The sequence below is a fragment of the Pseudomonas sp. B6(2017) genome, assembly GCF_002112765.1.
Taxonomy (GTDB): Bacteria; Pseudomonadota; Gammaproteobacteria; order Pseudomonadales; family Pseudomonadaceae; genus Aquipseudomonas; species Aquipseudomonas piscis.
In genome coordinates this window covers 227332-243787 of sequence record NZ_NEIQ01000001.1, presented here as the reverse complement: position 1 = coordinate 243787, position 16456 = coordinate 227332, and the positions used below count along the sequence as shown (strand labels likewise).

General features: G+C 65.0%; 17 protein-coding genes. 16 read left to right on the top strand and 1 reads right to left on the bottom strand.

What is annotated here, in order from left to right:
* Window positions 1-381: 381 nt before the first annotated feature.
* The 15 genes from CAG11_RS01190 to CAG11_RS01120 all read left to right on the top strand — a co-directional run bounded on the left by CAG11_RS01190 (window position 382) and on the right by CAG11_RS01120 (window position 14246).
* Window positions 382-1218: an ABC transporter ATP-binding protein gene (locus CAG11_RS01190; protein ID WP_256578553.1), complete on the top strand. Its 837-nt coding sequence runs from the start codon at window positions 382-384 to the stop codon at window positions 1216-1218.
* 31 nt (window positions 1219-1249) lie between these two features.
* Window positions 1250-2242: an ABC transporter substrate-binding protein gene (locus CAG11_RS01185; RefSeq protein WP_085594137.1), complete on the top strand. Its 993-nt coding sequence runs from the start codon at window positions 1250-1252 to the stop codon at window positions 2240-2242.
* 29 nt (window positions 2243-2271) lie between these two features.
* Window positions 2272-3051, top strand: coding sequence for an ABC transporter permease (locus tag CAG11_RS01180; RefSeq protein WP_085594135.1), 780 nt, complete (start codon window positions 2272-2274; stop codon window positions 3049-3051).
* Window positions 3051-3815, top strand: a complete 765-nt coding sequence (locus CAG11_RS01175; protein WP_085594615.1) for an SDR family oxidoreductase — start codon at window positions 3051-3053, stop codon at window positions 3813-3815. Before CAG11_RS01180 ends, CAG11_RS01175 begins: the two co-directional genes overlap by 1 nt.
* 12 nt (window positions 3816-3827) lie before the next feature.
* Complete coding sequence (locus CAG11_RS01170; RefSeq protein ID WP_085594132.1) at window positions 3828-4364, top strand: cupin domain-containing protein; 537 nt, start codon at window positions 3828-3830, stop codon at window positions 4362-4364.
* 4 nt (window positions 4365-4368) lie between these two features.
* Entirely contained in the window at window positions 4369-5247 is an 879-nt protein-coding gene (locus CAG11_RS01165; protein WP_085594130.1) for an alpha/beta fold hydrolase, read from the top strand.
* Window positions 5244-6077, top strand: coding sequence for an IclR family transcriptional regulator (locus tag CAG11_RS01160; protein WP_085594127.1), 834 nt, complete (start codon window positions 5244-5246; stop codon window positions 6075-6077). The genes CAG11_RS01165 and CAG11_RS01160 overlap by 4 nt, the downstream gene beginning before the upstream one ends.
* Window position 6078: 1 nt before the next feature.
* Window positions 6079-6876 carry an SDR family oxidoreductase gene (locus tag CAG11_RS01155; RefSeq protein WP_085594125.1) on the top strand — a complete coding sequence of 266 codons (798 nt, stop codon included), beginning with the start codon at window positions 6079-6081 and terminating at the stop codon, window positions 6874-6876.
* Window positions 6869-8551: a thiamine pyrophosphate-binding protein gene (locus CAG11_RS01150; protein ID WP_085594612.1), complete on the top strand. Its 1683-nt coding sequence runs from the start codon at window positions 6869-6871 to the stop codon at window positions 8549-8551. The genes CAG11_RS01155 and CAG11_RS01150 overlap by 8 nt, the downstream gene beginning before the upstream one ends.
* A gap of 10 nt (window positions 8552-8561) precedes the next feature.
* A complete protein-coding gene (locus tag CAG11_RS01145; protein ID WP_085594123.1) occupies window positions 8562-9365 on the top strand; it encodes an aspartate dehydrogenase in 804 nt (267 codons plus the stop codon).
* Between the two features lie 99 nt (window positions 9366-9464).
* Complete coding sequence (locus CAG11_RS01140) at window positions 9465-10961, top strand: aldehyde dehydrogenase (protein ID WP_085594120.1); 1497 nt, start codon at window positions 9465-9467, stop codon at window positions 10959-10961.
* Complete coding sequence (locus CAG11_RS01135; RefSeq protein WP_085594117.1) at window positions 10958-11923, top strand: VOC family protein; 966 nt, start codon at window positions 10958-10960, stop codon at window positions 11921-11923. Before CAG11_RS01140 ends, CAG11_RS01135 begins: the two co-directional genes overlap by 4 nt.
* A 26-nt stretch (window positions 11924-11949) precedes the next feature.
* Window positions 11950-12177, top strand: coding sequence for a recombinase-like helix-turn-helix domain-containing protein (locus CAG11_RS01130; protein WP_085594115.1), 228 nt, complete (start codon window positions 11950-11952; stop codon window positions 12175-12177).
* A gap of 21 nt (window positions 12178-12198) precedes the next feature.
* The gene (locus CAG11_RS01125; RefSeq protein ID WP_085594113.1) at window positions 12199-13233 is read left to right on the top strand and encodes an aromatic ring-hydroxylating dioxygenase subunit alpha; all 1035 of its coding nucleotides are present in this window, start codon (window positions 12199-12201) and stop codon (window positions 13231-13233) included.
* 53 nt (window positions 13234-13286) lie between these two features.
* A complete protein-coding gene (locus tag CAG11_RS01120) occupies window positions 13287-14246 on the top strand; it encodes a PDR/VanB family oxidoreductase (protein ID WP_085594111.1) in 960 nt (319 codons plus the stop codon).
* Between the two features lie 195 nt (window positions 14247-14441).
* Here the strand turns inward: CAG11_RS01120 and CAG11_RS33075 are convergent, their stop codons facing one another.
* Complete coding sequence (locus CAG11_RS33075; RefSeq protein ID WP_143494491.1) at window positions 14442-14699, bottom strand: hypothetical protein; 258 nt, start codon at window positions 14697-14699, stop codon at window positions 14442-14444.
* On the opposite strand from CAG11_RS33075, the gene CAG11_RS01115 reads away from it, so the two are divergent.
* Window positions 14688-15920 (top strand): hypothetical protein, encoded by a 1233-nt coding sequence (locus CAG11_RS01115; protein ID WP_085594109.1) that lies wholly within the window; start codon window positions 14688-14690, stop codon window positions 15918-15920. The two genes, CAG11_RS33075 and CAG11_RS01115, sit on opposite strands and share 12 nt — an antisense overlap.
* Window positions 15921-16456: the final 536 nt, after the last annotated feature.

Here is a 16456-nt window from a genome sequence, read left to right as displayed (position 1 = left end):
ACCTGCCAGCGCCTCTTGTTCAGCTCATGCGCATCAATGGGCAACTACCCTCCGACAACTCTTTGAGCTTGCAACATCAAGAACTCTTACTTGCGCCGTTTCACATATAAAACAAATAACCCATTAATTAATAAAATCGCGTTACCTGGAACAACCTCCATTCATAGAGTGTCTCGCGGCGCTGGGAATTTTCGTGCCAGATAATAAACAGCGTTTCATATATAAAACATTAAAAATACAACTAAAAACTCACAACCAATTGATATAAAAGGCCAAACCAGACTATCAAGCCGAAGAGTATTTCACTGGCATTGTTCATGCACTAAACGGCGTATCACCTAAAAAACAGACCAGAGAATAATTCCCATGGCTGTGAAAGAGATGTATGCCGTCGCCCAACAATGCAATCCGCAACTTCCTAGAGAAGAACCGGGACTTACGGAAATAGAATTCCGAAACGTTGGTAAGAGTTTTCCTAACAAAGGCCAATCCAATTCCGCCTTCGCCATTCGCAATGTGAATTTCAAGATCCGCAAGGGCGAAGTGGTCTCGATCATCGGCCCATCGGGATGTGGCAAGAGCACCCTCCTGAACATGGGCTCAGGCCTTTACCTGCCCAGCGAAGGCGAAGTCCTGGTCGGCGGCGAAGCGGTCACCGGCCCCGTACGCCAGGTCGCCTTCATGTTGCAGAAGGATCTGCTGATGCCCTGGCGCAGCATCCGCCGCAACGTCGAACTGGGGCTGGAGATCCAGGGCGTGGACATCGCCACCCGCGCGACAGTGGCCAACGACCTGCTGGAACGCTGCCACCTCAAGGGGTTCGCCGAACACTATCCATTCCAGCTGTCCGGGGGCATGCGCCAGCGCGCGGCCCTGGCCCGGACCCTGGCGGTCGATCCCCAGGTGCTGTTCCTCGACGAGCCGTTCTCGGCCCTCGATGCCCAGACCAAGATGATCCTGCAGCAGGACATGGCGCGCATGCTCGCCGACAGCAACAAGACCGCCCTGTTCATCACCCACGACTTGATCGAAGCCATCGCCATGTCCGACCGGCTGCTGGTCATGAGTGCCCGTCCGGGAACCATCGTCGAGGAAATCCCCATCGACCTGCCCTTGCGGGACAACCCGCTGGAACGCCGCAAGTTGCCGCAGATCGGGCCACTGGTGGGGCGCCTGATGGAGTTGCTGCAAGTCGGCCAAGACCTCGAATTGCATTGATCCACCCCAGCAACGCTTTCAGGAGTTCCCCATGCCCAAGTCGCTGCTTCAAAGATTCGCCCAGGCCGCAGCCATCGCGCTCGGCCTGAGCCTGGCCCAGGGAGTGCTGGCCGCACCGGTGAAGGTCACCTACCTGCTGCCGGCGCCGCCCAACCTGCCGGCCTTCGCCCCCTGGATCATCGCCAAGGAGAAAGGCTACTACGCCGCCCATGACCTCGAACTGAATTTCATCGCCGCCAAGGGCGGAGTCGATGTCGCCAAGCAACTCGGTGCCGGCAACGCCCTGATAGGCGGCGCCATGGGCGAGACCTCCATCGTGGTCCGGGCCAACGACATCCCGGTCCGGGCCGTGGCGCTGCTGGGCAACGGCGGGCTGGCCCAGGTCGCGACGCGACGAGGTGCCGGGATCGCCGGCATCGCCGACCTGAAGGGCAAGACCATGACCGTGATGTCCTACTCGGACAACATCTACTACTCCCTGCTCGCCTCCCTGCGCAAAGTCGGCCTGGGCAAGAACGACGTGGACATCCAGGCCGCCGGCCCCTCCGGGGTCTGGCAGCTGTTCGCCGCCGGCAAGGCCCAGGCCATGGCGGCGTCGCCGGACTGGGTGACCAATGTCGAGAACGCCGGGGTCGAGGTGCGACTGATTCCCCTCTTCGAAAGCATGGCCCAGGCGATCCTCGCCTCCGACAAGGCGATCCGCGAGCAGCCGGAACTGGTGCGTGGAGTGGTCCAGGCCACCCTGCAAGGCATGCGCGACGTCATCCAGGACCCTCGGGACGCCGCCCGGGTCTTCGTCAAGGCGGTACCCGCCTACGCCGGCAAGGAAGAGGCCGTGGAGCGGGTCCTGCGGCTCTACGTCGAGCACGTCTACGCCAGCCAGCAGGTACTGGGGCATATCGACCCGCAGCGCATGGAGCAGATACGCCAGTTCTACGTCAGCGAAGGCATCGTCAGCCAGGCACCACGTCTGGAGGACCTCTACACCAATCAGTTCATCGACAGCCCCATGGCCGCGCAATGACGGCCGGAACCTTCGAGGTAGCGACCAGGATGAAAACCCTTGCCCATAACTCAGTGCTCGGCAGCGTCGCCCTGCTCCTGGTGTTCCTGTTGCTCTGGCAATGGGGCCCGGGGCTTCTGGGAATGCCCGAATTCGTCATGCCCAGGCTCAGCCGCGTGCTTCAGGAAAGCCTGGTGATGTGGCAAACCGGCAACCTCTGGCAGCACACGCTGCTCACCGCCCTGGAAATCATCGTCGGCTTCTGTCTCGGAGCCCTGCTGGGCCTGGCCATCGGCGTGTCCCTGGGGCTTTCGCCCACCGCCGAGGCCGTGCTTTCGCCATACATCCTGGCCCTGCAGATCGCCCCCAAGGTGGCCTTCGCGCCGCTGTTCGTGATGTGGCTGGGCTACACCGTCTACCCGAAGATCCTGATCGCCATCCTGATCGTGTTTTTCCCGGTGATGATCAACGTGCTGTCGGCGATCCGTACCGTCGACCCGGACATGATCAACCTGGTACGCACCATGAGCGCCAGCCGCTGGCAGATCTTCCGCCTGGTGGAGTTTCCTTCCGCCATGGCCGCACTGTTCTCCGGCTTGCGCATCGCTTCGACCCTGGCGGTGATCGGCGTCACCGTCGGCGAGCTGGTAGGCGGCAACCAGGGCCTGGGCTTCCTGCTGGTGGACGCCGAAGGCCAGGGCAATACCGCCGGGGTGTTCGTCGCCATCGCCATGCTGACCCTGATCGGGGTGGTGGCCTACGGCGCCGTGGTCTGGGCCGAGAAGCGCGTCCTGCACTACCTGCCCAAAGCCATGCTGAGTAGCCAATGATGAATACCTCGACCGGACTGCTCCAGGGCCGCCGAGTCCTGGTTACCGGCGGAGCCCGCGGCCTGGGCTACGCCTTCGCCGAGGCCATCGGCCGCGCCGGGGCCCGGGTGGTCATCGCCGACATCCGCGAACAGCAGGTGCAACAAGCCGCCGCCGAGTTGCGCCGCCAGGAACTGCACGTCCACGCCTTGGCCCTGGACCTGGCCGACCCGGTCGCCGTCGAGGCATGCATCGCGCGGACCATCGATCTGCTCGGTGGCCTGGATGGCCTGGTGAACAATGCCTCGATCACCGACTCCGGCGGCAAGAGCTGTGAACAACTGAGCCTCGAGACCTGGGACCAGGTCATGCAGGTCAACGTGCGCGGCACCTGGCTGATGACCAGGGGCTGCCTGCCGGCCCTGCGCGCCAGTGGACGCGGGGCCATCGTCAACCTGGCCTCGGATACCCCGCTGTGGGGTGCGCCGAACCTGCTGGCCTATGTCGCCAGCAAGGGCGCGATCATCGCCATGACCCGCAGCCTGGCCCGGGAGCTGGGCGCCGACGCAATCACCGTCAACGCCATCGCCCCGGGCCTGGTACAGGTGGAAGCCACCGCCTACGTGCCCACAGCCCGCCACCTCCTGTACCGCGACCAGCGTGCCCTGCAGCGCGCTCAGCTTCCCGAGGACGTCAGCGGCGCGGTGCTGTTCGCGCTGTCCGACCTTGCCCGCTTCATCACTGGACAAACCCTGCCGGTCAACGGCGGGTTCGTCATGCCCTGAATGGAGACCGCCATGACCGATCTATCCGCGAACCATCAAGCCAAGAGCTGGGACCGCCCTGCGGGAGCCAGCCTGGAAAGCTGGATGAACACCCGCATCGCCCGCTACCAGACCCGCAAGTACGACTGGAACGCGCTGAAGTTCCAGGCCGACTACGACCCCAAGTACCGGCGCGCGCAAATGCGCTACATCGGCACCGGTGGCACCGGGGTGAACAACGACGCCAATACCGTGGCGGCCGAGCACTTCACCTTCTCCACCATGGTCATTCCCGCTGGCCACGAAGGTCCGCCACACCTGCATATCGATGTGGAGGAAGTGTTCTTCGTCCTGCGCGGCAAGCTCAAGCTGGTGCTGGAAAAGGACGGCGAGCGGTATGAAACCATCCTTAACGAGCGCGATCTGGTCTCGGTACCGCCAGGGGTCTACCGCGAGGAAATCAATATCGGCGACGAGGACGCGCTGATGTGCGTGATGCTCGGCGCGAAGAAACCCATCACTCCCACCTATCCGCCAGAGCATCCCCTGGCCTCGATCAAGCGCGGATAGGGTCATGGATAGCGCTAATCGCTCCCAATCGCTCACCGCCGAGCTGGAGGCTCGGCTGGAGACCGACTTCGCCCTGCGCCGCCTGCCCTTGCCCGGCGGCCAGCAGGCCCTGCGCGAGTGCGGCCAGGGTCCGGTCGTGGTGCTGCTGCACGGCATCGGCTCCACGGCGGCCTCCTGGCTCCAGGTGGCCCTGCAGTTGGCCAGCCACGCCCGGGTGATCGCCTGGGATGCTCCTGGCTACGGCGAATCCAGTCCACTGGCCAGCCCGGCCCCGAAGGCCGAGGACTATGCCGAACGCCTGGGCCAGATGCTCGACGCGCTGCAGGTCGAGCGTTGCCTGCTGGTGGGTCACTCCCTGGGTGCGTTGCCCGCCCTGGCCTACGCCTGCACCGAAGGCGCGCGCCGGGTCGAGCGCCTGGCACTGATCAGCCCGGCCCGGGGGTATGGCGAGGCGCAACGCATGCAAGTGGGTCGGGAAGTGCGTCAGCAGCGCCTGGACCAGTTGCAGTACCTGGGCCTGGCCGCCCTTGCCCAGCAGCGCGGCCCCGACCTGGTTTCGCCCAGGGCGACGGCCCAGGCCCGCGCCTGGGCCCAGTGGAACATGGCCCGGCTCAATCCCCAGGGTTATCGCCAGGCCATCGAGTTGCTCTGTGGCGATGAACTGCTGCGCCACGGCGCCCCCGCCATGCCATGCACCGTGCATTGCGGCGATGTCGACCAGATCACCCCCGTCGTCAGCTGCCGGCTCATTGCCCAGGCACTGGGGGCCAGCTTCCAGGTCATCGCCGACGCCGGTCACGCCAGCCCCATCGAACGACCCCATGAGGTCGCCGGGCGCCTGGCTGCCCTCCTTACTCCCTGCTTGAAAGGTGACTGTCCATGAGCGACTCGGATCTGCTGAAGGACCCGCAGGACAAATACATCGTCCCGGGCCTGGAACGAGGCCTGTTGCTGCTATGCGAATTCAGCCGGCGCAACCGTACCCTTACCGCGCCTGAGTTGGCGCGGCGCCTGGCGCTGCCGCGCTCGACCATCTTCCGCCTGCTGGCCACCCTGGAGGCCATGGGGTTCGTCACCCGCAACGGCAACGAGTACCGCCTGGGCATGTCGGTGTTGCGCCTGGGCTTCGAGTACCTGGCGTCCCTGGAGCTCACCGAACTGGGGCAACCGTTGCTGGCGCGCCTGTGCGACCGCCTCAACTACCCGAGCAACCTGGTGGTGCGTGACGGCCGCTCGATCGTCTATGTGGCCAAGGTCTCGCCGCCCTCGGTGTTCTCCAGCGCGGTCAGCGTCGGCACCCGCCTGCCGGCCCATGCCACGGTGCTTGGCCGCGTGCTGCTGGGGGACTTGTCCCTGGCGGAGCTGCGTGAGCTGTACCCGGAAGAGCACCTGGAGCAGCACTCCCCCAGCACGCCGAAAACCGTGCTGGAACTGTTCGACATGGTCCAGGCCGACCGCCAGCGCGGTTTCGTCAGCGGCGAAGGTTTCTTCGAAACGACCATTTCCACCGTCGCGGCACCGGTTCGCGATCAGAGCGGCAGCACGGCCGCCGCCCTGGGCGTGACCATTCCCACCATCCAGGTCGGCCATCTGAACTACAACGAATTGCTGCTGCAGGTACGCCGCAGCGCCGATGAGCTGTCGCGCCTGCTCAACTACAACAGCGCCGCCCACGACGGGCAGCCGCGCGTCACCGCCTTGATGAGGGATTGAAATGCACCCTTATCGACTGCAAGACCGTGTAGCCATAGTAACCGGCGGTTCCTCGGGCATCGGCCTGGCCTGCGTCGAACTGTTGCTGCAAGCCGGCGCCAAGGTCGCCTTCTGCGGTCGCGACCCGGATCGGCTGGCCAACGCCGAGGAGCACCTGCGTCGGCGCTTCCCCACTGCGGCGTTGCTCGCCCAGGCCTGCGACGTCCTGGACGCCGATGCCGTGGCCGCCTTCGCCAGCACTAGCCTTGAGACCCTGGGGCCGGCCAGCGTGCTGGTCAACAACGCCGGCCAGGGTCGGGTGTCGACCTTCGCCCAGACCAGCGACGACGCCTGGAACCAGGAGCTGAACCTCAAGTTCTTCTCGGTGATCAACCCGGTGCGGGCCTTCAAGCCGCAACTGGCCAGCCAGCCCCAGGCGGCCATCGTCTGCGTCAACTCGCTGCTGGCCAGCCAGCCGGAACCGCACATGGTGGCCACGTCCGCGGCGCGTGCCGGGGTCATGAACCTGGTGCGCTCCATGGCCACCGAGTTCGCACCCGAGGATATCCGGGTCAACGGCATCCTCATCGGCCTGGTGGAGTCCGCGCAGTGGCGCCGGCGCTTCGAGGCCCGGGAGCAGCACGACCTCGACTGGGAGCAATGGACCAGCCAGCTGGCCCTGCGCAAACAGATTCCCCTGGGACGCCTGGGCCAGCCCACCGAGGCGGCCCAAGCCATCCTGTTCCTGGCTTCGCCCCTGTCGGCCTACACCACAGGCAGCCATATCGATGTTTCCGGAGGCCTCTGCCGTCATGCGTAACGAACCCATGGTCACCGTCGGTGCCGTCATCACCGCCTTTCTCGAACAATGCGAGGTCAAGGCCGCCTTTGGCGTGATCTCGATCCACAACATGCCGATCCTCGATGCCTTCGCCGTGCGCGGCAACATCCGCTTCGTGATGGCCCGGGGCGAGGCCGGCGCGACCAACATGGCCGACGCCTATGCCCGGGCCAGCGGCGGCCTGGGCGTATGCCTGACCTCCACCGGCACCGCCGCCGGGAACGCCGCTGGCGCCCTGGTGGAGGCGCTCACCGCCGGGACTCCGCTCCTGCATCTCACGGGGCAGATCGAAACTCCCTATCTGGACCAGGAGCTGGCCTACATCCACGAAGCCCGCGACCAGCTGACCATGCTCAAGGCGGTATCCAAGGCGGCCTTTCGCGTGCGCAGCGTGGAAACCGCCCTGAGCACCCTGAAGCTGGCGGTACAGACCGCGTTGACCGCGCCCACCGGCCCGGTGAGCGTGGAGATCCCCATCGATATCCAGGCGAGCCTGATTCCCATGCCCGCCGACCTGTCGCCATTGCCGGTGGCGTTGGCGGTGCCCGCCGTAGAAGCCCTGGACCAGTTGGCCGAGCGCCTGGCCACTGCCCGGCGTCCACTGTTGTGGCTCGGTGGCGGGGCGCGGCATGCCGGCCCACAGGTCAAGCGCCTGATGGACCTCGGTCTTGGCGTGATCACCTCGACCCAGGGCCGGGGGGTGGTCAACGAAGACGATGAACGCTGCCTCGGCGCCTTCTCGCAGAACAAGCAGGTCGAGCAGTTCCTGCAAAGCTGCGATGCATTGCTGGTGGCCGGCTCGCGCCTGCGCAGCAACGAAACCTTCAAGTACAGCCTGAAACTGCCGCGCAGGATCCTGCGCATCGACGCCAACCCGGCCATCGAAGGTCGCAGCTACGCCAGCGAGCTGTTCGTCTGCGGCGACGCCGCCCTGGCCCTGGAAGGCCTGGCCGAGCGGCTCGAGGGACGCCTGCGCGGCGACCCGCAATTCCTCGCCGAACTCAAGGCGGTGCGCGCCTCCTCGCGCCAGCAACTGCTAGGGGACCTGGGCCCCTACTCGGCCATGGTCGAGCAGCTGCAAGCCGGCACGGGCCGCGACTTCACCTGGGTCCGCGACGTGACCCTGTCCAACAGCATCTGGGGCAACCGCCTGCTGACCCTATGTCACCCGCGCTCCGGGATCCACGCCCTCGGTGGCGGCATCGGCCAGGGCCTGGCGATGGGCATTGGCGCCGCCGTGGCCGCAGCGGTCAATGCTCCACGGCGCAAGGTCTTCGCCCTGGCCGGCGATGGCGGCTTCATCCTCAACCTCGGGGAACTGGCGACCCTGGTCCAGGAGCGCGTCAACCTGGTGATCCTGCTGATGAACGACCAGCGCTACGGGGTCATCCGCAATATCCAGGACGCGATCTACGGCAGTCGTCACTGCTACGTCGACCTGCACACCCCGGACTATAGCCAGCTCGCCGCGGCCATCGGCCTGCGCCACGCCCTGGTCAGCGACCTCAAGGACTTCGCCGGGGCCCTGGACCGGGCCCAGGGCGAACCCGGCCCGTTCTTGCTGGAGGTCGACATGCTCAGCGTGGGCAATTTCGCCACCTGCTTCGCCGGACCGCCCAATAGTGAAACCCAAGCCCAGAAAACCAACGCCTGAGGAGCGCGCCATGTTGCATATCACCATGATCGGCTGCGGGGCCATTGGCCTCGGCGTGCTGGAGTTGCTGGAACAAGACCCGCACCTGCTGGTGGAGCGCGTGATAGTCCCGCCCGGCTCCGAAGAGGCGATCGGCCAACGCCTGGCCCGGCGCTCGTCCCCACCCCAGGTGGTCACCGCCCTGCCGGAGTACGCCCGCCCCGACCTGTTGCTCGAATGCGCCGGGCACCAGGCCCTGGAGGAACATGTACTGCCGGCGTTGGAGAAAGGCATCGCCTGCCTGATCGTCTCGGTGGGCGCGCTCTCGCAGCCGGGCCTGGTGGAGCGCCTGGAAGCCGCGGCCGAACGCGGCAATACCCGCATCGAACTGTTACCCGGAGCCATTGGCGGCATCGATGCGCTATCGGCGGCCAGGGTCGGTGGCCTGGACTCGGTGGACTACACCGGACGCAAGCCACCGCGAGCCTGGAAGAACACGCCCGGTGAACAGGCCTGCGACCTGGAGCACATCAGCGAAGCCACGGTGATCTTCCAGGGCAGCGCCCGGGAAGCCGCGCGCCTGTATCCACGCAACGCCAACGTCGCCGCCACCCTGTCCCTGGCCGGGATCGGCCTGGATCGCACCCGGGTGACCCTGATCGCCGATCCCCACAGCGAGGAGAACGTTCATCAGTTCCAGGCCCGCGGCGCCTTCGGCGGCTTCGAGCTGAACCTGCGGGGCAGGCCCCTGGCGGCCAACCCCAAGACTTCGGCGCTGACGGTCTACAGCATCATCCGGGCCCTGGGCAATCACGCCCATGGCATATCGATATGAACAAGCAGCGGCAAGCAGGAACGCACCGCGCGGCCCTGGCTTTCGCTTGCCGCTTGCCGCTTGCCGCTTGCCGCTTGCCGCTTACAACGAGGTTCTTTTATGTCCATAGACTCGTCTTTACCCATTTGCATTGCCGGCCAATGGCGCCTTGGCCGGGGCGAACGCTACGCCAGCCGCTACCCGGCCACCGGCGAAGTCGTGGCCTGGCTCAATGCCGCCGACTTGCAGGATGTCGAAGACGCGATCCAGGGCGCACACCAGGCGTTCCTGCATAGCGGCTGGGCCCAGCGCAAACCCCATGAACGGGCTGCGGTGCTGTATCGCATCGCCGAGCTGATCCGCCAGCACGGCGAGGACCTGGCGCAATTGCAGCGCCAGGACAACGGCAAGCCCATCAATGAAACCCGGGCCCTGGTGGCCAGCGCCGCGGGTACCTTCCAGTTCTTCGCCGCTGCCTGTGAAACCCTGGAGGAAACCATCACCCCTTCCCGGGGGGACTTCGTCAGCATGAGCCTGTACGAGCCCATGGGCGTGATCGCGGCGATCACCCCCTGGAACTCGCCCATCGCCAGCGAGGCACAGAAGGTGGCTCCCGCCTTGGCCGCCGGCAATGCGGTGGTGCTCAAGCCGGCGGAAATCACCCCACTGCTAGCCCTGCAACTGGCCCATATCTGCGATGCAGCCGGGCTCCCCAAGGGTTTGCTCAGCGTGCTGCCGGGCAAGGGTTCGCTGCTGGGCGACGCCTTGACCCGGCATCCGTTGGTGAAGCGGGTGTCCTTCACCGGGGGCACCCGCACCGGCAAGCACATCGCCCATATCGCCGCCGACAAGATGATGCCGGTATCCCTGGAGCTCGGCGGCAAGTCGCCGACCATCGTGCTCGACGACGCCGACCTCGAACATGCCGTGGCCGGGGTGCTGTACGGGATCTTCAGTTCCTCGGGCGAGTCCTGCATCGCCGGCTCGCGCCTGTTCGTCGCCCAACACCTGTACGACCCGTTCATGCAGCGGCTGGTGGACGCGGCGAGCCAGCTGCGGGTCGGCGATCCGGCAGACGAGCGGACCCAGATGGGACCGTTGATCAGCGCCGAGCACCGTCAATCGGTGGAACGCTACGTGGCCATGGGCCTCGCGGCTGGCGGCTGCCTGCGCCTGGGTGGCGAACGCCTCGGCGGGCCTGCCTACGAACGGGGCTTCTACTACCCACCGACCATTCTCGAAGGCCTGAGCAACCGCCAGCAGGTCTGCCAGGAAGAGATCTTCGGCCCGGTACTGGTGGCCCTGCCATTCACCGACGAAGCACAGCTGCTCGAGCAAGCCAACGACAGTCTCTACGCCCTCGCCGCCGGCATCTGGAGCCGCGACTACAAACGCGCCTGGGACCTGGGGCGCAAGCTCCAGGCCGGCACGGTGTGGATCAACACCTACAAGCAATTCTCCATTTCCACCCCATTCGGTGGCTGGCGTGACAGCGGCCTGGGCCGGGAAAAGGGGCGCCTGGGAATCCTCCAGTACATGGAGCAGAAGAGCCTGTACTGGGGCATGAATCAACAACCGCTGGCCTGGGCCGGCCTGTCGCGCGAGGTAGCGCCATGAGTGTTCTTGGCATCGACGAAGTCACTTACGGGGTCGAGGATCTCGCCACTTGCACGCGCTTTTTCAGCGACTGGGGCCTGGACCTGGTCGAACAGAGCAGCGACCGGGCGGTGTTCGAAACCCTCAACGGCTGCCGGGTGGTGCTGGCACATCTCGACGACCCGGCCCTGCCTGCGGCCATCGAGGCCGGGTCCACGGTGCGTGAAGTGGTCTGGGGCGTGTCCTGCGCCGCCGACCTGGATCTGTACCGGCAACGCATCGCCAACGATCCGGGGTTCGTCGAGGGCGACGGCCGCATCGGCTGCACCGACCCCAACGGCCTGGCGATCCGCCTGCAGGTCAGTCGCAAGCGCCCCCTGGATATCGAGTGCAGCGGCCACAACACCTGGCAGGTCAAGGGACGGATCAACAAGCCGGCACCGATCTACGAACGCGCGACCCCGATCGAGGTGGGCCATGTGGTGTTCTTCGTCACTGACGTGAATGCCTGCGAAGTCTTCTACCACCAGCGCCTGGGCTTTGAGGCCTCGGATCGCTACCCCAACCGCGGGACCTTCCTGCGCAGCGCCGAGGAAGGTGGCCACCACGACCTGTTCATGCTGCAACTGCCTGCCCCCAGGGCCGGACTCAACCATGTGGCCTTCACCGTGCGCGACGTGCATGAGGTGTTCGGCGGCGGCATGCACATTTCCCGCAGCGGCTGGGCCACCGAGATCGGTCCGGGCCGGCACCCGGTCTCATCGGCGTTCTTCTGGTACTTCAAGAGCCCTGCCGGCGCACTGGTGGAGTACTACGCCGACGAAGACCAGCTGACCGGCGAATGGCAACCGCGCAGCTTCGAACCTGGCCCGACGGTGTTCGCCGAATGGGCGATCGCCGGCGGCATCGACGGCCACACCCGGCGCCAGCAGCACGTCGAGGCGCCCCAGGGCAAGTTCCTGACCGACAAACCCAAGACCTGAGCAGAACCTGTAAAGGAGCCCATGCAATGACCACCCCTGCCCCGTACCTGGAGCCGCACCAGGCTCGCAAGCGCCCCAGCACGCCGTTCGAAGACCTGCTGGGAGACTCCATCGAACGCGCCTTCGGCAATGGCATCAGCGAACTGCCGGCGCTGCTCGCGCATCTGGACCAGGCCGGACCGCCGTGCCCGCTGACCAGCGGCCAATGGACGACCGATGCCTATAAAACCCTGATGGCGCGGTTGGGCGAATGACCCTTCGGAGGACAATAAGAAATGAACCTGCAACTGACCGTCGATCCTGTTGAACAACACCTGGCCAATGGCCTGAAGGACCTTTGGTTCCCGGTACTGCCGGCGAACCAGGTGGGCGACAAACCGGTTTCCATCCGCCGCCTGGGCTACAAGATCGCCCTGTGGCGCGACAACGATGGCAGCGTCCATGCCCTGGAAGATCATTGTCCACACCGTGGTGCACCGCTGTCCCAGGGGCCGGTGCTGGGCGATCGCCTGCAATGCCCCTACCACGGCATCGAAGTGCGTTGCGATGGCACTGTCCTCAAGGTACCCGGCAGCCCGGGCTGCAAGCTGGAAGGCAGCCGGCCCACACGCATGTTCCATACCCGCGAGGCCGCCGGGGCGATCTTCCTGTTCAACGCCAGCGACCCGCATCTGGAACAGCCGCCGGAACTGGTGCTGCCGGAGCAGTTGAGCAGCCCCGAATGGAGCAGCTTCCTCTGCTACACCGAATGGCAAGGCGACTATCGCTATGTGCTGGACAACGTCATGGACCCGATGCATGGCACCTACCTGCACAAGATGTCCCACTCCATGAGCGAGGGCGAAGCGACCGCACGCTTCATCACCCGCGATACCGAACAGGGTTTCGTCTTCGAGAAGGAAGGCCAGCGCGGGGTCAACTTCGACTGGACCGAGTTCCTCGACAACGGCTGCCACTGGCTACGCCTGGAAATCCCCTATCCGAAGACCGGCGGCCCGGGTGGCAACTTCACCATCATCGGCAGCTACACCCCGGCCAGCCGCAGCCTGGCCGCAGTCTTCCACTGGCGCTGCCGGCCCCTGACCGGCTGGCAGCGCGACACTTGGCGCTTTCTCTACAAGAACCGCCTGGAGGCGCGCCACTGGGTGGTGCTGGAGCAGGACCGGGTGCTGCTGGAGTTCATGGAGGCCGACGCCAACCAGCGGGAAAACCTCTACCAGCATGACCTGGGCGTGGTGCGCTTGCGGCGCTACCTGAAGAGCGCCGCCAAGGACCAGCTGGAACTGATCGATACCAAGCAACTGGCATGAGCCCGGCCGGCGGGGGAGCGACCCCGCCACCGTCGTCCTGAAAGAGGTGAACGATGTGCAAATCCCCGCTCCTCAACGCCCGGGTGCAAAGCCTGCACTATGAAGCGCAGGGCATCATCAGCATCGAGCTGCGGCCGGTGGGCGATACCCGGTTCCCGGCTTTCGAGGCCGGCGCCCATATCGACCTGCACCTGGGCAACGGCCTGGTGCGCAGCTACTCGCTGCTCAACGCCCCCAGCGACGAGGACCGCTACCACATTGGCATCCTGCGCGATCGCAGCAGCCGCGGTGGTTCGGAGTACATCCATAGCGAGCTACGGGTAGGCATGACGTTGCCGATCTCGGCGCCACGCAACAACTTCGCCCTGGACCTTGGCGCCGGGCACAGCGTGCTGGTGGCCGGGGGCATCGGCATCACGCCGATCTACTGCATGTTGCGCCAGTTGCTGGCCCTGGGAAAATCCGTCGAATTGCTTTACTGCGCCCGCTCCCGCGAAGAGGCGGCGCTGGTGGCGACCATCGACCAGCTCGGGGCAACGGTGCGTTATCACTTCGACGTCGAGCAGGGCCTGCCCCCGGACCTGGCGAACTACCTGGCCGGCTATCCGGGCGACACGCATTTCTATTGCTGCGGGCCGACGCCCATGCTCGATGCCTTCGAAAATACCTGCGAGCGCCTGGGTTATGCCCACGCACATATCGAGCGCTTCAGTGCCGGCGAGATCGTCGCCAGTGAAGACGCCCGCAGCCAGTACAGCGTGGAGCTGCGCAAATCCGGGCGTACCCTCGCGGTCGGCTCTGGCCAAAGCTTGTTGCAGGTGCTGCTGGATGCTGGCTGCGACATCGACCATAGCTGCCAGGAGGGTGTCTGCGGTTCCTGTGAGACTCGCGTCCTGGAGGGCGAGATCGACCACCGTGATGCGGTCTTGAGCAAGACCGAGCGAGCGGCCAACCGCTCGATGATGGTCTGCGTTTCCGGCTGCAAGAGCCAGCGCCTGGTGCTGGACCTGTAGAGCAGCGCCCCGGCTTCACTGCAAGGCTTCAGGCCGGTCCGGGGACCGGCCTTTTTTCTTGCCTGTGCCCGGCCCGGTGCTGGTCCACCGGCAAAACGCCCAGCGCTCGGGGTAGCACCCAAGGTGCAATAAAGACGCACTTGCCCAGCCTCGCCCGTTACTTCTGGCAGCGCTCGCTCCATGGGCTGCACAAGCCTAGCGTTCCGTATCTAAACAATTGTTTTTAAAAGACAAATCCAAAGCACAGGGCACTGCAAACCACTGGCACAGTTTCTGCTCCGGCCCCGGCGGCTCATGGGAAAACAGCGTTTCACCCATAAAACCAACCAGCGCCCATGACCTGAAGCCGCCAGTACCGACCTCGCCCAGCCACTCGCCGAACCAGTGGGCTGGCGCGGGTTGCCGGACAAAAGAGCGGCTCTTAGCAGAGGAGAGGTCAAGATGAAGCGTCATGCCCTGGGCACTTGCCTGGCAGTGATCGGTTGCAGCGGTTTCGCCGCCGAGCCCGTACCTTCCGAGCCGGTGCGCCTCAATGCCGCCAACAAGCCCTTCCCGCATGTTTCCTGGAACAGCGCGGATGGCCACAGCAGCCTGGATATCGGCGGCGCATTGCGCACCAACTACCGCGACGAGCATTGGCAGACCACGGAAAACAACGGTCGCTGGTTATTCGACAGCTTCCGTCTGGCTATCCAGGGTCGTCACCGCGACTTCTACAGCGAGCTGCACTACTGGTTCCAGGACAATGGCAAGCGCTCCATCAACCGCGGCTTCATCGGCTACCGGTTGAACCCCCAGGCCAGCCTGCAATTGGGGGCACCGTTCAAGCCATTCGGGCTGGATGCCACGCCGCAGTTCGACTGGAGGAATTATCACATCCCGTTTTTCCTCGGCTACGGCTCCAGTACCGGCAACGGCTTGAAGTACAGCTACAAGGACCCGGACTGGGACCTGCAATTGGCCTATTTCGCGCGCATGCTGCCGAGCAGCCTGCGCTATTCGTCAGAAGTGGGCCGCTACGCCGACCTGAGTGCTAACGCCAACGCCGCCGCGCAATCGCGCCAGGACAATGAAAAACACCATCAGCTCAACGCCCGGGTGGCCAGGACCTTCATCCTGGACGATTGGAAAACCGAGATCGGCGCCTCCCTGGCCAGCGCCCGGCTGTACAACGCCAGCACCCGGGACAACGGTGACTACTGGGCCGTAGGCCTGCATGCCGTGGTCAACCACGGCCCATGGACCCTGACCAGCCAGGCCATCCGCTATCAGTTCGACCCGAAGAACCCCACAGGTGTCAGCAAGCATTCGGTGCTCATGGGTAACAACGGCCTCAGTCCAGCCTACCTGATCGCCGCCCGCGCCAGCGTGGGCGCGCTGAACCTGTGGTACGACATCCACACCCCTCGGTTGGGCCAGTTGAAGAAGATCAAGCTCTACAGCGACTACAGCCTGATGCGCAAGGACCAGCGCGAGTGGGACGACTCGCAGATGTTCACCCTGGGCGCGCATTTCCTGGCGCTGCCGGTGAAGGCCTGGCTCGACCTGACCTGGGCCAGGAACGCCAACCCCTATGGCGGCGCGGAAAACGCCAGCGGCTTCACCAGCACCACGTCCTCGGGCAGCAATCGCTGGTATCACCGGACCAACCTGACCATCGGTTATTACTTCTGACCCTCGCCAGCGCTGCGGACGAACGGGAGCAAGCTTGCCCGCCATGCCGGCAGCCTCTCTCCAGGCCCTGGGCGCAAGGGTCTGGAGAGCTTTCACAAGAACCGATGCAGCGTCCCGTACTCCTGCCACTCCTCGGCTCGATGCGCTATATGCAGGCGCCAGGCCCGCGTACCGGCCAAGTCTTCAGGCCGGTCCGGGAACCAGACCTTTTTCTTGCCTGTGCTTCGTCCGGCGCTGGTTCACAGGCAAAACGCCCAGCCCTCGGGGTAGCACCCAAGGTGCAATAAAGACGCACTTGCGCAGCCGCCGCCGTTACCGCCGGCAGCGCATGTTCCAAGGGCTGTACAAGCCTTGCGTTTCGCATTTAAACAATTGTTTTTAAAAGATAAATCCAAAGCACAGGGCACTCAAAACCACTGGCACGGTTTCTGCTCACGGCCCTGGCGGCTCATGGGGAAAACAGCGGTTCACCGATAAAACCAACCACCGCCCAGCCCCTCGTCGAACCCGGGCAATGGCGCGGTTTGCCGGAAAAA

Bases quoted from the DNA above. Each gene is read 5' to 3' on its own strand.
- CAG11_RS01120 (WP_085594111.1), top strand. From the start codon at position 13,287: ATGTGCAAATCCCCGCTCCTCAACGCCCGGGTGCAAAGCCTGCACTAT.
- CAG11_RS01125 (WP_085594113.1), top strand. From the start codon at position 12,199: ATGAACCTGCAACTGACCGTCGATCCTGTTGAACAACACCTGGCCAAT.
- CAG11_RS01155 (WP_085594125.1), top strand. From the start codon at position 6,079: ATGCACCCTTATCGACTGCAAGACCGTGTAGCCATAGTAACCGGCGGT.
- CAG11_RS01175 (WP_085594615.1), top strand. From the start codon at position 3,051: ATGAATACCTCGACCGGACTGCTCCAGGGCCGCCGAGTCCTGGTTACC.
- CAG11_RS01160 (WP_085594127.1), top strand. From the start codon at position 5,244: ATGAGCGACTCGGATCTGCTGAAGGACCCGCAGGACAAATACATCGTC.
- CAG11_RS01165 (WP_085594130.1), top strand. From the start codon at position 4,369: ATGGATAGCGCTAATCGCTCCCAATCGCTCACCGCCGAGCTGGAGGCT.
- CAG11_RS01145 (WP_085594123.1), top strand. From the start codon at position 8,562: ATGTTGCATATCACCATGATCGGCTGCGGGGCCATTGGCCTCGGCGTG.
- CAG11_RS01140 (WP_085594120.1), top strand. From the start codon at position 9,465: ATGTCCATAGACTCGTCTTTACCCATTTGCATTGCCGGCCAATGGCGC.
- CAG11_RS01150 (WP_085594612.1), top strand. From the start codon at position 6,869: ATGCGTAACGAACCCATGGTCACCGTCGGTGCCGTCATCACCGCCTTT.
- CAG11_RS01185 (WP_085594137.1), top strand. From the start codon at position 1,250: ATGCCCAAGTCGCTGCTTCAAAGATTCGCCCAGGCCGCAGCCATCGCG.
- CAG11_RS33075 (WP_143494491.1), bottom strand. From the start codon at position 14,699: ATGACGCTTCATCTTGACCTCTCCTCTGCTAAGAGCCGCTCTTTTGTC.
- CAG11_RS01135 (WP_085594117.1), top strand. From the start codon at position 10,958: ATGAGTGTTCTTGGCATCGACGAAGTCACTTACGGGGTCGAGGATCTC.
- CAG11_RS01190 (WP_256578553.1), top strand. From the start codon at position 382: ATGTATGCCGTCGCCCAACAATGCAATCCGCAACTTCCTAGAGAAGAA.
- CAG11_RS01180 (WP_085594135.1), top strand. From the start codon at position 2,272: ATGAAAACCCTTGCCCATAACTCAGTGCTCGGCAGCGTCGCCCTGCTC.
- CAG11_RS01170 (WP_085594132.1), top strand. From the start codon at position 3,828: ATGACCGATCTATCCGCGAACCATCAAGCCAAGAGCTGGGACCGCCCT.
- CAG11_RS01130 (WP_085594115.1), top strand. From the start codon at position 11,950: ATGACCACCCCTGCCCCGTACCTGGAGCCGCACCAGGCTCGCAAGCGC.
- CAG11_RS01115 (WP_085594109.1), top strand. From the start codon at position 14,688: ATGAAGCGTCATGCCCTGGGCACTTGCCTGGCAGTGATCGGTTGCAGC.